The sequence below is a fragment of the Legionella londiniensis genome (assembly GCF_001467825.1).
GTDB classification, from domain to species: Bacteria; Pseudomonadota; Gammaproteobacteria; order Legionellales; family Legionellaceae; genus Legionella_A; species Legionella_A londiniensis.
Genome location: NZ_LNYK01000016.1, coordinates 60,709 through 74,883, shown reverse-complemented (window position 1 = coordinate 74,883; position 14,175 = coordinate 60,709). Strand labels below are relative to the sequence as shown.

Here is a 14,175-nt window from a genome sequence, read left to right as displayed (position 1 = left end):
CAAAACAACCCTCAGTGGCTTGATTTGAGCATTGGATTATTTTGATGGATGGTTGCCCGCCTGCGCGGGCATGACTGGTTTTTTTTTGTCATGTACAGAGATAAAAAATGATGAAAATAAACTGATTTTTTCGAAGCGTGGAGAAAAATGGAAATAAGAGATCGGCAATACTATTCTTAATCCTTAGAGTGAACAAAAAACCATGAGTGCAAATGTTATCAGGGAAAGATTATGAATCAGGATGCCTATCAAAAATTAATTCATTTGTTAGATGATACTGTAGAGCCCCTGGCAAAAAATGAAACCAGCTATGATTTTATCTTGGATAAGATTGGTGAAGCCCGTTTTGTATTAATGGGGGAAGCCTCTCATGGAACACATGAATTTTATCAAACCCGCATCGAAATAAGCCGGCAGCTTATCCAAAAAAAAGGGTTTATGGCAATTGCTATCGAAGGCGACTGGCCGGATGCTGAGCGCATTCATCGATACATTCGCGGTGAGGAACAAGCAGGAAAAAACCCTGTAGAAGCGTTAAGCGGGTTCACGAGATTTCCGACCTGGATGTGGCGCAATAAGACCATGCCTCCTTTCCTCTCCTGGCTTCGTCAATATAATGACAACTTGCCTTCTGCCCAAAAAGTAGGTTTTTATGGACTTGACTTGTATAGTTTAAACGCCTCCATGCAAGCTGTAATTGATTATCTGAAACAAGTTGATCCAGACGCTGCAGAGCGTGCCAGAAAGCGCTATGCCTGTTTTGATCATATGAATATCGATCCACAGACTTATGGCTATCTTGCCAATGTTGGAATCAAAAAAAACTGCATTCAGGAAGCAGTAGAACAATTAATTGAAATGCAGCACAAGGCATATCATTACCTCAGGCAAAATGGCATGGCTGCTGAAGATGAATACTTTTTTGCGACGCAAAATGCCCGTTTGGTTAAAGATGCTGAAACCTATTATCGTTCGATGTTTAATGGACAGGTTTCTTCCTGGAATGTGCGCGACATGCACATGACTGAAACAGTGAATGCCTTGGCGGATCATCTGACAAACCGCTTTCAAAAGCCCGCAAAAATCATTATTTGGGCACATAATTCTCATGTCGGCGATGCTCGCGCCACAGAAATGGGCGAGCGAGGTGAAATCAATATTGGCCAGCTGATTAGGGAAACACATTCCCCGCATACTTATACCATCGGTTTTTCAACCTATGAAGGAGAAGTAATGGCTGCATCCGATTGGGATGCCCCCATTGAACGAAAATCCGTGGTTCCAGGCTTGAAAGGCAGTTTTGAAGCTTTATTTCATGATGTTAAGCATCCTGATTTTATCCTTGATCTGGCCGCACATGAAGAATTGGATCATTTATTGAAGATTCCTCGCCTGCAAAGAGCCATTGGGGTTATTTACCGCCCGGAAACCGAGCGCGCAAGCCACTATTTTTTTACCCGCCTGCCTTATCAGTTTGACGCGGTGATTCATTTGGATAAGACAACCGCTGTTGAGCCTCTTGGCGATACAGAACGCAATCAATGGGAAGGAAACCATGTCGGCGAATCATTTAGAAAGCTATAAGAAGAAGCGTAATCTTGACAAATCAGGTGAACCTAAAGGCGGCAGTTCAGGTGATAGGCGTAAAAATATTTTCGTGATTCAAAAACATGATGCCAGCTCTCTGCATTATGATTTTCGTCTTCAATCAAACAATATATTGGTGTCCTGGGCAGTACCCAAGGGATTGTCCACTGCCGCAAATGAAAAGCGGCTTGCAGTACGTACGGAAAATCATCCTCTGGATTATGCAGATTTTGAAGGGGTTATTCCTGAAGGGGAGTACGGTGCAGGCACTGTATTGGTTTGGGATAAAGGCGAATATGAATTAATTCATGATGGTGATAAAGAAGCAACAGTTGAGAAAGGTGTAGAAAAAGGCGCGCTGAAATTTAAATTAAACGGCAAGAAATTGAAAGGAGGATATGCCATGGCGCGTATGCGCACAACAAATGGGCAGGAGCATTGGGTCATTTTTAAACTTGATGATGAATATGCTGATGCAAGACGAAATCCTGTAAGTACTGAGCCTGATTCAGTGCTCACAGGCAGATCACTAGATGAGATCGCAAAAGATGAAGGTGATGAATAACTTATTTAAAAAACTCGATAAGGATTTACAGGAAAAATTAATTAAAAAAGAACAGGATAAGACAATATCTCCCATGCTTGCTACACTGACGCATGAGTATTTTTCTGATGCCCAATGGATTTATGAACGTAAACTGGATGGGGAGCGCTGCATTTTGCACAAAAAAGGCAATGCGATAACGCTGATGTCTCGCAACCATAAAAAACAAAATGAATTTTATCCGGAAATTTGCAAGGCCCTTGAAAAGTTTTCGGGCAATTTTATCCTCGACAGTGAACTGGTGGCTTTTGATGGTAAAAGAACGAGCTTCGCCATGCTGCAAAACCGCATGCACGTGAAAAACCCAGGCGGCAAGCTAATAAAAAAATACCCCGTTTATGCTTATGTCTTCGATATTATTTATCTGGATGGTTATGGACTAGAGGAATTACCGCTTAGAAAGCGCAAATCCATATTGAGGGCGGCGTTTGAGTATAAAGACCCAATTCGCTATCTGCCTCATCGTAATGAGAAAGGTGAAGCTTATTTTCAGCAAGCTTGCGAAAATGGATGGGAAGGTGTTATTGCTAAAGACGCAGAAAGCAAATACCTGCATGATCGTTCAAAAAAATGGCTGAAATTCAAATGCGAGCACGGCCAGGAATTTGTGGTTGGCGGTTATACAGATCCAAAAGGGGAAAGAATTGGTTTTGGAGCCCTGCTGCTTGGGTATTATGAGGATGAAGAGCTGATTTATTGCGGACGGGTGGGCACAGGCTTTGATGATGATTTTTTAGAATTCTTGCATAACCGCATGAGAAAGATAAAAACAGAATCTTCACATTTTACTGATTGTGAGGAATCAGGCGATGATATCAACTGGGTTAAACCTGAGCTTGTGGTAGAAGTGCGCTTTACGGAATGGACGGACAAAGGAAAGCTTCGCCATCCCAGGTTTTTGGGATTGCGCAAAGACAAGGAACCCAAAGATGTGCACCGGGAAGATAAAGAAATTTCCTGATAATTTACGCATCGGCACATCCGGCTGGAACTATAAAAGCTGGCAGGGTGAATTTTATCCGGAAGGCATCAATGACAGCGAATTGCTGCCTTATTACGCTGAAAGATTTAACACGGTTGAATTAAACAACAGCTTTTATCAGCTGCCGGATAAAGGGCACATTAAAATCTGGCGAAAGATGACGCCTCAGGGATTTATTTTTTCCTGTAAGGCAAGCCGCTATATTACCCATATGAAAAAACTTTTAGATCCGGAGGAAGGAATCAGCAAGCTGTTTGCATCGCTCAGTCATTTTGAGGAAAAGCTTGGTCCCATTGTATTTCAGCTTCCGCCAAACTGGCGGGTGAATATAGGCAGGCTCAGGTCTTTTATCCATACGCTTTCCAATGATTATCGCTATGTGTTTGAATTTAGGGATAAGAGTTGGCACCGTGAGGATGTTTACGAGCTGTTGCGCGGCGCGAATCTTACATTATGCTTTTATGATTTTAAGGGATTTCAATCGCCAGAGGTCATAACCAGCGATTTGATCTATGTCCGTTTGCATGGTCCCAAAGAAAAACCTTATGAAGGTTCATATGATGGTCGGATCCTGGCAGGACTCGCGCAAAAATTCCTGCATTGGCTTGATGAAGGTAAAACAGTTTACTGCTATTTTGATAACGATAAAAAAGGCGCGGCTCCAAAAGATGCGATTCGTCTGATAGACAAGGTGGTGGGTCAATCATGAAAATAGACCATATTACAATCACTCATCCAGATAAAATGTTATTTCCCAAGGACGATATCACTAAAATAGAGGTGGCAGATTACTATCGTCGAATCGCCGATTACATGCTGCCCTGGATAAAAAACAGACCCCTCACCCTAAAGCGGTATCCTGAGGGCATTCAGGAATCAGGTTTTTTTAACAAGCATGCGCCGGACTATTTCCCTGATTTCATTGAACGATTCACCGTACCTATGGAACAAAACCAATCAGAAATGCAAATGGTTGGCGCTGAAAATGCCTCTGATCTTATTTATCTTGCGGGGCAAAACACCATTGAATTTCACATGGCTTTATCTAAAATGGAGAATATTAAAAAACCTGATCAAATCATTTTTGATTTTGACCCATCCGATGATGATTTTGAAAAAGTAAGAACCGCAGCGCTTCAGTTAAAACAAATCCTCGATCAAAAAGATATTCCTTCATTTGTAAAAACATCGGGCTCTCGGGGCGTACATGTTCATATTCCTATTCGGGTTGATAAGGAATTCACTGCGGTTAAGGAAAAAGCAAAAAAAATTGCTGAGGTTTTGCATCATGCATGCCCTGGGCTTACAACTCTTGAACAACGCAAAAAAAAGCGTGGCAACAAGGTGTTTATCGATTATTTACGCAATGAATATGCAATGACCGCTATCGCGCCTTATTCTTTACGTGCAAGAAATGGCGCGCCTCTGGCAACACCCATAGAATGGGATGAGTTAAAAGACACATCGCTTATGCCGCACACCTACCATTTGAAAAACATTTTTCGCAGGCTGGGGCAAAAAGAAAATCCATGGTCTCAATTTGTGCGTAAAAGCATCGCCCTTGAATCAATCGAAATTGAATAACGGAGGGTGAAGTCTGATCATTTATTGCTAAAATTTAAATATGTGCTAACCATGAGGAATTCAAATGAATAAGGACATTTTCGAGGGTGAATGGGAAGAAATTAAAGGACAACTCCGGGAGTTCTGGGGTAAGCTTACCAATGATGATTTACAGGAAATTAAAGGAAACCATGAACAACTCATTGGTAAATTGCAAAAGCACTACGGCTATACCAAAGAAGAAGCCAAAAAAGCATTGCGTGATTTTTTAAGCGTAAAAAGAGACTGAGAAAAAAACTGCCTGAAATAGGGACATTGTATGGCCAAATCTCTGAAAAAACCAATAGTGGCGATCACAGGCTCTGCAGGCCGCATTGGTTCAGCATTAGCTGCCAAATTGCAAGATGAGTATCAGGTTGTTGGTTTTGACAGGGATATTGCAGAGTGTGATATCGCGATAGATGTCGCGCAGGATGCCTCGGTAAAACTTGCTTTTAAAAATTTCAAAGAACAATTTGGGACTAAAATAGCAGGGTTTATTCACTTGGCAGCGTATTTTGATTTTACCGGCGAAGAATCGCCACTTTACCGTGAAGTGAATGTAAGGGGAACAAGACGCATTCTTGAGGCTTTGCAGGATTTTGATGTTGAGCGGTTTATTTTTTCAAGCACGATGCTGGTACACGAACCATGCGAACCTGGTGAAAGAATCAATGAAGAGTGCCCATTATCGCCGACATGGGCATATCCCAAGTCAAAGATCGAGACAGAGGAAATCATACGCAAACATCACGGAAAGATTCCCTATTTAATTTTAAGGCTTGCAGGGCTTTATGATGATTCTTCCTGCGTTCCGACATTGGCACACCAAATTGCGAGAGTGTATGAGCGCGATTTCAAAAGCCATTTATTTGCCGGCAATCCTAAAGCCGGTCAATCCTTCATTCATCAAAACGATTTAATCAATTTATTTAAAAATGCTTTAAAGTTTCGTAATGAATTGCCTGAAGAAGAGGTTATTCTTGCAGGCGAGCCCGAAGCCGTAAGCTATGAGCGATTGCAAGAAACGATAACAGATTTGATTCATCAAGAAGAGGCAAGCGTATATCAGCTGCCTGCGACTGTAGCTAAAGCGGGGGCATGGCTTGAAGAGCAAGCTGAGCCTTTAATACCGGATGACTTTGATCAGGGTGAAAAACCGTTTATTCGCCCCTTTATGATCGAGAGGGCATTTGATCATTACGCATTGGACATCAGCAAGGCACGAAAACAACTTCACTGGGAACCAAAGCACCATATTCTCGAGAGTTTGCCTGACCTCATTGAATCGTTAAAAGCGGATCCAAAAGCTTGGTATGAGCGAAATGGCGTTACAATGCCAGACTGGATGCAAACTCTAAAGGACAAATCCATTGACAAGAAGCGCCTTCAATATGAAACACAATTTCGTAAACAACACCAGCAAAATCTTTGGGCTCATTTTTTAAACATTGGCATGGGTTTTTGGTTAATCACCTCACCTGCCACCCTGGGTTATGAATCTCAGGCGCTGATTACAAGCGATATTGTGAGCGGCATTTTTGTTGTGATCGCAGCCTTTTTTTGTTTATCCTGGCGCTTTGTATGGATGCGGTGGATGTGTGCAGCTATTGGCTTATGGTTGATCTTTGCGCCATTGGTATTTTGGGCGCCAACGGCTGCAGCTTATTTGAACGATACGCTGGTTGGTTCATTAATCATCGGTTTCTCGGTACTTGTACGGCCTGATGTAGGGGTGGCGGTCAATGCCGCCATAGAAGGGCCAACAATTCCACCGGGGTGGGATTATTCGCCTTCAAGCTGGTTTCAACGGCTGCCGATTATTATTCTTGCCTTTATAGGGTTATTTATTTCTCGCTACATGGCAGCTTATCAGCTCGGCCATATTGACGGGGTCTGGGAGCCTTTTTTTATGGGAGTTGCGACAGATCCCAAAAACGGCACTGAAGAAATCATTACCTCCTATGTGTCAGAAGCCTGGCCGGTTCCTGATGCAGGTTTGGGAGCTACGGTGTATGTCCTTGAAATTTTAACAGGCATCATAGGCAGCTCCAACCGCTGGCGAACCATGCCTTGGCTGGTTTTGCTCTTTGGCATTATGATTGTTCCTCTGGGGGTCGTATCTATTACTTTTATTGTGATTCAACCCATTCTTCTAAACACCTGGTGCACGCTCTGCCTCATTGCGGCTGCAGCCATGTTGATTCAAGTGCCTTATTCATTTGATGAGCTAATTGCTACCAGTGTTTTTTTATGGCGGCGATGGCGGGCAGGCCGGCCTTTTTGGCGGATTTTGTTTGTGGGAGACACGGATGATCAAAGCAGGAGTGCCAAAGAAGAAGATAATTTTGAACAATCGCCAAAAGCCATCATCCGTGAAATGCTCAAAGGCGGCATCACCTTACCCTGGAATCTCATGTTTTGTCTTGTAATCGGCATATGGCTGATGTTTACTCGTGTAACGCTTGAGGCTAGCGGAGGCATGGCAAATGCTGATCATTTGATTGGTTCTTTGGTGGTGACCGTGACAGTCACCGCTCTGGCAGAACCCGTGCGTGCCGTGCGGCTCATTAATCTCATTTTTGCACAAGCCTTATTCATCACCCCTTTTGTATATGGCGCCGGCACACTGGCTGCGTTGGCAAGTATTATTTGCGGCATATTGCTGTTTATACTGAGTATACCCAGAGGAAAAATTTATTCTTCCTATGGCAGCTGGAATAAGTTTATTTTTTAATTCAGCTTAAGTTTTGTACAAAACTATCGAAGGCCGGATTGCAAATCTGGCATTGTTGGCCTCTTGAATCTTGATACATTAAAAATACTGATTCAATGTTCTGAAGGGGAGCGTTAAATATTGCCTAATATGGCTTTCGCAATCAGGAAGTAAACCAACAATCCTGATGCATCAATCACCGTCGAAACAAATGGAGCGCTGACAACGGCAGGGTCAAGATGCATGACCCGCGCCAAAATCGGCATTAAAGAACCGGCCAATGCGGCCATGGTGCAAATAGAAAGCAAGCTTAACCCGACAATTAAAGCAATGTTATGTTGAAAAATTAAGCTCACAATAATATAGCTTGCCAGGCCCAAAAGCAGCCCAAGCTGGATGCCGACTGCAGTTTCGCGCATTGCCACCTGCATGAAATCCCCAACCCGGATATCATCCACTGCTAAAGCCCTGACAATAGTCGTCGCAGACTGGGATCCTGTGTTTCCGCCTATGCCGATGAGCAACGGTATAAAAAGCGCCAATACAACCACTTCATTTAACGTTGACTCAAACGTACTTAATACATTAACGGTCAAGGTACCCGCAACGGCTAATAAAGAAAGCCAGATGATGCGTATTTGCATTAACCGAAATACAGGAACGGATAAATAAGGCTTGCCTAAGGGGCCTGATGCGCTGCCGCGAAAAATATCTTCTGTTTCTTCTTGCTGCATGATATCCATCGCATCATCAATGGTAACAATGCCGACCAGGTGTTTATCCTCCTCAACAATGGGCACAGCAAGCCAGTCAGTGGACTGGATAAAGCGTGCAACTTTTTCCTGATCGTCATACACAGAAAAGCTTTTTATTTTTTTGTACATTAAATCTTTAATAGACTGCCTGCGGTTGGCTAATACCAATTTATCAAGCCCCACCACCCCTTGCAGCAGCATATTTTCATCGACTACGGGTAAAACATTAATGGTTTCTGCTTCTTTACCGGTTTCCTTAATTTTTTCCAGAGCCTCTTCTACGGTTTGCTCGGGGCTTAGGGCAATAAAGAAAGGGCTCATGATGCGCCCTGCTGTTTCCGGCGGATACTTTAACAATAGGGAGGTCGCTCTTCGTTCTTTAGCGCTTAATCTTCGCAAAAAATGCTGCGCCGTTTCCGCCGACAGTTCTTCAAACAAACGTGCCCGGTCATCAGGCTCCATTTTTTCAAGTAAATTAATTGCTTTTTTACTCTCCATTTCCTGAAGAAGCTGTGCCTGGTTGACTGGCTCCAGAAAGCTGAAAACCCGTTCTGCTTTTTCAGAAGGCAAGAGATTAAAAAGCTCTGAGCGCCTTTCTTCAGAAGCATGATCAAGTTCATCGGCAATGGTAGATGCATCCTGCTCTACTAGAAGCCGCTTTAACTCCCGTTCAGGAAGATTTTTTTGATGAATATCCATTATTTGAAAAACCCATTGAATTTCGGGTGTATTTCCTTGGTTTTTTTATTTTTTTATCTTACCTGCAAGGGTAGACCTTCCAGGTTTTTTTTTCTAGAAAAATTTTGTCCTCTGGCATTTGGTACAGCGCTTTTATCAATGCTGCCCTCTGATATTCAATATTTTTTCCATGATGGCCTGATTGCGATTCGCATTAACATTAAAAAAAGCAAAGACCACGTTCTTTATAAGTGGCTCTGGTTGATAGATTAAAGATTGGCATATGTACCAATTAAATTCATATGGTGTTATAATTAGACAAAATATTTTAACGATATGAATTCCATGCCCAATATGTCAGCTGTATCAGAATGCAACCAAGCAATACTTGGAAAATTAAAAGCAGGTTATGACTTAATAAAAGACAAATGGTATAAACGCTTGTTTTTTCCTTCAGCCATGACTAAGGCGCTTGAGGAGAGCTTTAATCCGGCGAGTATCGAGACCTTCTGGAAGGTAACAGCAGCCTATTTCAAGCACACCTGGTTCTTTCAGCGCTGGATTTTTTCATGCCTTGCCGGACTTGGGAGTTCCCCTTTCATTTCCTTATGCAGTGTATTAAAAAAAGCAAGCCTGATTAACTTTAATGAGCAGCCGGCAAACAATAACTTTAAATTAGCCTCAGCGCACGCTGACCCTGGACGTGCAGCCAAAGCCCTTAAAATTTTAACAGCGGCCGGACTGCTCAAAGGCGACTCAGCACAGGCAAACTGGGATGCCCTCGCCCGGCATCCCGATGCCCATTCGGTTGAAATCGCCCTTCAATACCTCACTATATATGGGCTGCTAAAGGGTAAATCGGCGCAGGCAAATTGGGATGTCGTAGTTCGGTGTCCCGATCCTTTTGATGTTCCCTTGGCACTCCATGAACTTTCAGTATGTGGGATGCTTGACAATGAATCAGCGCAGGCATTTCGGGATGCGATTGCCCGCCATGCCAAGCCGTATGGCCTTGCTAAAGCCTTTGTAAGACTCACGAGGAATGGGTTTCCTGGATTACTCAAGGGGGAGCCATTAGATAGTTACTGGGCTGTCATAGCCAATCATCCCGAGCCCCGCTATATTGCAAAGTTACTTAAAATACTCTCAAGAGGCGAATTACTCAAGGGCGAATCAGCACTTAAAAACCGCAATGCTGCAATTCAGCATGCCAATCCTGATAAGATTGCCGGTGTTCTTCAAAAACTTGCCCAGGCAGGATTGCTTGCGGGTGAGTTGGCGCAAGCAAATTTTGATGCCTTGATGACAATGCAGAGCGGAGCGGATCATTGGGTAGCTGTTTTAGGCAGTAACGGCATACTGACCCAGGATAATTTCAATGCCTTGATACAACATCAGCAAGTGCTGGTGGGCGCTACTGAGGCTTTTAGGCAAACTTGGTTTAATATGCTTAATTTCCCCCCGAATTTTATTTTGGATTTCCGCCCGAACTTTCACATAACAGATGAACAATTCAATGCCATCATTGCCATCTGCAGGAATCATGAGCTTGATTTAACAACCCGTCAAAACAATATTGTTCAGTATATTATCCACGATATTATCCGCGAGTTATTAGGGCTGACTGAAGAGGCCATTCAGGCCAATATTTTTAACCATCGGCAAACGACGCATACCGCAAGTGTCCACCAATCTGTATCCGAGTCAGCGGGAAAGCTAAAGAACCGATATGGGGCGCGCAACCTGGAAGCAGCAATCAACGAGATTAAACAGTATTTTAGCGCTCTTTCCGGCAATGATATAAAAACCGAAGCAGCAAAGCGTTGCATCGAGCGTATTACAAAGCTTGATTTCACCTACGAAGACCCCGCCTCTCAGGTTTCCATCAGGCAATTGTTAGCCTGGTCATGGTGCGCCATTCATGATAATGAAAACCGTGAGGGAAGTTTCAAGGATGCATGCAATCTTTTCATTGAAGGCTTGTATGAAATTCAGCGCGGCTATAATTTGTCAGAGGAGAATGAGGATGACAGGCAGGAGGATAAGCCCACCTGTATGCCTGGTACATTCAACAAACTGGTTGAAAAACTTGCTGGGATTCATCCAGATTGCGATATTATTTATGTCACAAAAGAGCAGGCAAATCATAAGCTTAAGATTGTGATTGCTGAGGAAACCATCAACTATCTTAAAGGCCTGAAAGAATTGAAAGACTTGCAAGAAACAGTTGAGGCACTGCAAAGAGATAAAACAGTGAAGCCTGTATGGAACAATATCAAAGATAAAGTCGCAGAGCGCATGTATAGCGAGTTTAAAAGCGTTTATAAGGACAGCAAAGAAACCATGATTGCAGAGCTTATTGATTTTAGCGAGGATATGGATGTTCCGGAGGCAGTGAAAGCTTTTATTAAAGACAATCAAAATAAACCCAAGGCGCAGCAAGGCCATGCTATTCCGCTGGCAAACGCTGGTTTTTTCGCAGTAGCTACTTCGTCAGCTAACCAGAAAAATAATCCGCAATCCCTGGATACTCAATCAGCGCCGCCGGCAATCATCCCTTAATCATCATTGTGAGCATTAAAAAATAAACAACCGCTGCTACCGCCAGCATTCCGGCAAGGTACAGGCTGATGATAGCCGCAAAACGATTGCGGGCGATAAGCCAAACTAGGGCAAATTTGGAAATGAAGCTTGCGAGGATGGTTATGGATAGCAGTTCCAGGGTTTGTGGAAGGGATAATACGTTTTTTTGATAAAATAAAGCAATCGCATAAGCCATGGCTTGTAATTCAAATAATCCTGTAATAAACGCTGTAATACCCAATGCGCGGGTTCCCAGATATTTTTGGGTAATTGCCACTAAAAGCAATATCCCCATAATGAGAAGCCCTAATTTTATTAAAGCCTTGTAATCCAGCGGATTGGGGTAGCTTATTTGAATTTTCGCTTCTCCATTATGCAGGAAAAACCAGGTTGACAGTCCACCTGAGGCAATTGCTGCAATGATTGGCAAAATAACAAACTTAAATAGATTGGGGCTTACGGCTAAAATGACCATCAAAAAAGCCAGCATAGTCGCAATTGTTGCAAAAACGCCTCCCAGTACCCCTGAATAAACGGTTTGCGTTTTTGTTCGGGTTTCTTGCGATAAAGAGGCGAATACGGCAGTTGAGGAAACAAAACCGCCAAAAAAACCTATTAAAATAATCCCAAGGCGCTTACCGAATAAACGAATGACGATATAGCCGCCAAACTGCAAACTTGCCAGGATTAAAAAAATAATCCCGAAATTTTGCGGATTAAATAAACCCCAGGGATCAATGGTTTGATCAGGTAAAAATGAAATTATGGCCAGTGATATGATGATAATGGTAATTGAGGCCTCAATTTCCTTGGCTGTAATTTTTTCTCTGGCAAAACGATGCAGGCTGGGTCTGCCATATAAAATAAGTAATATCGCAATCGCGATAGACATTGACAGCGCCCGATGCTCCAAAATCAAATACCCCAATAAAAATACGGTTGCTGCAGCCATCTCGGTTGTAATGCCAATATCACGTGTCTTTTGAGAGTTTTGCGTGGCTCTGAAATAACTCAATAGTATGGCAGCAAAAATAAATAAACTTACGGAAAGGGTTAAGAGGGGAATCTTGATTTTTGCAGAAAGGGTGCCAAGGAGGGCAAACAGAATGAAGGTTCTCATCCCTATGGCCTTGATGCCGTCTGCTTGGCTGCGCTCGCGTTCTATCCCTATTAAAAGGCCAATCAAAAAAGAAAGCAAAAAAGGCTGTATCAACTCAAGCATGACATTCCTTTGAGAGATTATCTTTTTGATTATTCAGCATGTTGCAGTTTATTACCCCCTTATCACACAAAGTATAAGCGCGGCAGAAAAAAATATCCTCCCCGCATGTCCTATACTTTAAAAGCAACAGGAACAATTTCCAAGGAAAGGAGCAAAGATTATGAACCTAGCTATCCAGGAATATATAGAACCCTTTCTTAAAAGCAATGAATCGCTTTGTATTTCACTATATCAGCCTACCCATAAAACTCATCCGGAAAATGAGCAGGATGTCATCCGTTACAAGAATTTATTAAAAATATTGGATAAATCCTTAAGGGAGCACTATTCTGGCCGGGAGGCGCAAAAAATACTGGCGCCATTCTATGCCTTAATTGATGATGAAGAATTCTGGAATCATAATCAACAAGGATTGGCAATTCTTGCAACGCATAAACACTTTAAAATAATTAAACTCCCGCATACCGTCAAGGAACTTGCAGTTGTTGCTGACAGTTTTCATATTAAACCGCTGATACGCATGTTGCAGTTGAATGAACGTTACCAAATACTTGGGCTTAACCTTCATGAAGCTAAATTGTTTGAAGGAACAAGGGACACCATAGAAGAAATCTTAATTGCACCGGAAGTGCCGCATACCTTGACAGATGCTTTGGGCGAGGAATTGACAGAGCCGCATCTGACCGTCTCATCCTATGGCAAGGGCACACAAGGTCCCCCTATGTTTCATGGCCAAGGCGGGCGCAAGGATCAAATTGATTTAGATGCAGAGCGTTTTTTCCGTAAGGTGGATGAGGGTATTCTGGAATATCATTCAAGACATTCCAAATTACCGTTGATTCTCGCGTCATTGCCTGAATATCATCATTTGTTTCACCGCATTAGCCACAATCCGTATTTAGTTGCAGAAAGCATCAAATACCATCCTGATGATTTATCACTGGATGAACTTAGAAAAGAAGCCTGGAAAATCATAAAACCTGTATTACAGACGAAACTTGAAGAATTAATCGATAAATTTGCTGAGCTTCGCACCAAAAAAATGGGCTCGGATAAAATAGAGGAGATCGCAAAAGCCGCTCTTGCAGGGCGGGTTGAAACATTATTTATCGATGCGGATAAACACATTCCGGGAGAAGTGGACCATCAAACTGGAGAAGTTAAACAAGATAACATGCTTGACCCGGAAATTGATGATTTATTGGATGATCTGGGTGAAATGGTTTTAAAAACCCAAGGACATGTCCTGGTTATTCCGAGCGATAAAATGCCGACCGAAAACGGTATCGCAGCCATTTACCGTTACTAGGAACGAACTGTCGAATGAAGTATTTTCTGAATCAGCCGGACATCAAAAATCTTAATCCTAAGTCTTGCTAATTCCGGAATATAAGGCAGAATGTTTCTGCCTTTCATACTTTTCACATCATACGCTTTCATTTTCAA

11 protein-coding genes are annotated in these 14,175 nt (G+C 42.7%); 9 read left to right on the top strand and 2 right to left on the bottom strand.

Translation table 11 applies throughout. The annotated features are described in order from the left end of the window. Positions 1–231: 231 nt before the first annotated feature. The 7 genes from Llon_RS06180 to Llon_RS06150 all read left to right on the top strand — a co-directional run bounded on the left by Llon_RS06180 (position 232) and on the right by Llon_RS06150 (position 7,512). The gene (locus Llon_RS06180; RefSeq protein WP_058529201.1) at positions 232–1,584 is read left to right on the top strand and encodes an erythromycin esterase family protein; all 1,353 of its coding nucleotides are present in this window, start codon (positions 232–234) and stop codon (positions 1,582–1,584) included. Next, positions 1,556–2,152, top strand: coding sequence for a DNA polymerase ligase N-terminal domain-containing protein (locus Llon_RS06175; protein WP_058529200.1), 597 nt, complete (start codon positions 1,556–1,558; stop codon positions 2,150–2,152). The genes Llon_RS06180 and Llon_RS06175 overlap by 29 nt, the downstream gene beginning before the upstream one ends. After that, positions 2,145–3,152 carry a non-homologous end-joining DNA ligase gene (ligD, locus tag Llon_RS06170; RefSeq protein ID WP_083503274.1) on the top strand — a complete coding sequence of 336 codons (1,008 nt, stop codon included), beginning with the start codon at positions 2,145–2,147 and terminating at the stop codon, positions 3,150–3,152. Before Llon_RS06175 ends, ligD (Llon_RS06170) begins: the two co-directional genes overlap by 8 nt. Next, entirely contained in the window at positions 3,121–3,882 is a 762-nt protein-coding gene (locus Llon_RS06165) for a DUF72 domain-containing protein (protein ID WP_058529199.1), read from the top strand. The genes ligD (Llon_RS06170) and Llon_RS06165 overlap by 32 nt, the downstream gene beginning before the upstream one ends. Then, positions 3,879–4,757, top strand: a complete 879-nt coding sequence (ligD, locus tag Llon_RS06160; protein WP_058529198.1) for a non-homologous end-joining DNA ligase — start codon at positions 3,879–3,881, stop codon at positions 4,755–4,757. The genes Llon_RS06165 and ligD (Llon_RS06160) overlap by 4 nt, the downstream gene beginning before the upstream one ends. Positions 4,758–4,821: 64 nt before the next feature. After that, positions 4,822–5,025, top strand: a complete 204-nt coding sequence (locus Llon_RS06155; protein WP_058529197.1) for a CsbD family protein — start codon at positions 4,822–4,824, stop codon at positions 5,023–5,025. A gap of 30 nt (positions 5,026–5,055) precedes the next feature. After that, positions 5,056–7,512, top strand: a complete 2,457-nt coding sequence (locus Llon_RS06150; protein ID WP_058529196.1) for a vitamin K epoxide reductase family protein — start codon at positions 5,056–5,058, stop codon at positions 7,510–7,512. Positions 7,513–7,625: 113 nt separating this feature from the next. Here Llon_RS06150 and mgtE read toward each other — a convergent pair whose 3' ends face one another. Next, complete coding sequence (gene mgtE / locus Llon_RS06145) at positions 7,626–8,945, bottom strand: magnesium transporter (RefSeq protein WP_058529195.1); 1,320 nt, start codon at positions 8,943–8,945, stop codon at positions 7,626–7,628. A gap of 324 nt (positions 8,946–9,269) precedes the next feature. On the opposite strand from mgtE, the gene Llon_RS06135 reads away from it, so the two are divergent. Then, complete coding sequence (locus Llon_RS06135; RefSeq protein WP_131754671.1) at positions 9,270–11,486, top strand: hypothetical protein; 2,217 nt, start codon at positions 9,270–9,272, stop codon at positions 11,484–11,486. Here the strand turns inward: Llon_RS06135 and Llon_RS06130 are convergent. After that, positions 11,476–12,729, bottom strand: coding sequence for an MgtC/SapB family protein (locus Llon_RS06130; RefSeq protein ID WP_058529192.1), 1,254 nt, complete (start codon positions 12,727–12,729; stop codon positions 11,476–11,478). The genes Llon_RS06135 and Llon_RS06130 overlap by 11 nt on opposite strands. Before the next feature lie 160 nt (positions 12,730–12,889). Here Llon_RS06130 and Llon_RS06125 point away from each other — a divergent pair, with 160 nt between their 5' ends. Continuing rightward, on the top strand, positions 12,890–14,038 hold the full coding sequence (locus Llon_RS06125; RefSeq protein WP_058529191.1) for a baeRF3 domain-containing protein: 1,149 nt from the start codon (positions 12,890–12,892) through the stop codon (positions 14,036–14,038). Positions 14,039–14,175 lie beyond the last annotated feature (137 nt).

What these genes read in the sequence shown, in the direction of transcription:
- ligD (WP_058529198.1), top strand. Translation starts at nt 3,879, where the DNA reads ATGAAAATAGACCATATTACAATCACTCATCCAGATAAAATGTTATTT.
- ligD (WP_083503274.1), top strand. Translation starts at nt 2,145, where the DNA reads ATGAATAACTTATTTAAAAAACTCGATAAGGATTTACAGGAAAAATTA.
- Llon_RS06175 (WP_058529200.1), top strand. Translation starts at nt 1,556, where the DNA reads ATGTCGGCGAATCATTTAGAAAGCTATAAGAAGAAGCGTAATCTTGAC.
- Llon_RS06135 (WP_131754671.1), top strand. Translation starts at nt 9,270, where the DNA reads ATGCCCAATATGTCAGCTGTATCAGAATGCAACCAAGCAATACTTGGA.
- mgtE (WP_058529195.1), bottom strand. Translation starts at nt 8,945, where the DNA reads ATGGATATTCATCAAAAAAATCTTCCTGAACGGGAGTTAAAGCGGCTT.
- Llon_RS06125 (WP_058529191.1), top strand. Translation starts at nt 12,890, where the DNA reads ATGAACCTAGCTATCCAGGAATATATAGAACCCTTTCTTAAAAGCAAT.
- Llon_RS06165 (WP_058529199.1), top strand. Translation starts at nt 3,121, where the DNA reads ATGTGCACCGGGAAGATAAAGAAATTTCCTGATAATTTACGCATCGGC.
- Llon_RS06155 (WP_058529197.1), top strand. Translation starts at nt 4,822, where the DNA reads ATGAATAAGGACATTTTCGAGGGTGAATGGGAAGAAATTAAAGGACAA.
- Llon_RS06150 (WP_058529196.1), top strand. Translation starts at nt 5,056, where the DNA reads ATGGCCAAATCTCTGAAAAAACCAATAGTGGCGATCACAGGCTCTGCA.
- Llon_RS06130 (WP_058529192.1), bottom strand. Translation starts at nt 12,729, where the DNA reads ATGCTTGAGTTGATACAGCCTTTTTTGCTTTCTTTTTTGATTGGCCTT.
- Llon_RS06180 (WP_058529201.1), top strand. Translation starts at nt 232, where the DNA reads ATGAATCAGGATGCCTATCAAAAATTAATTCATTTGTTAGATGATACT.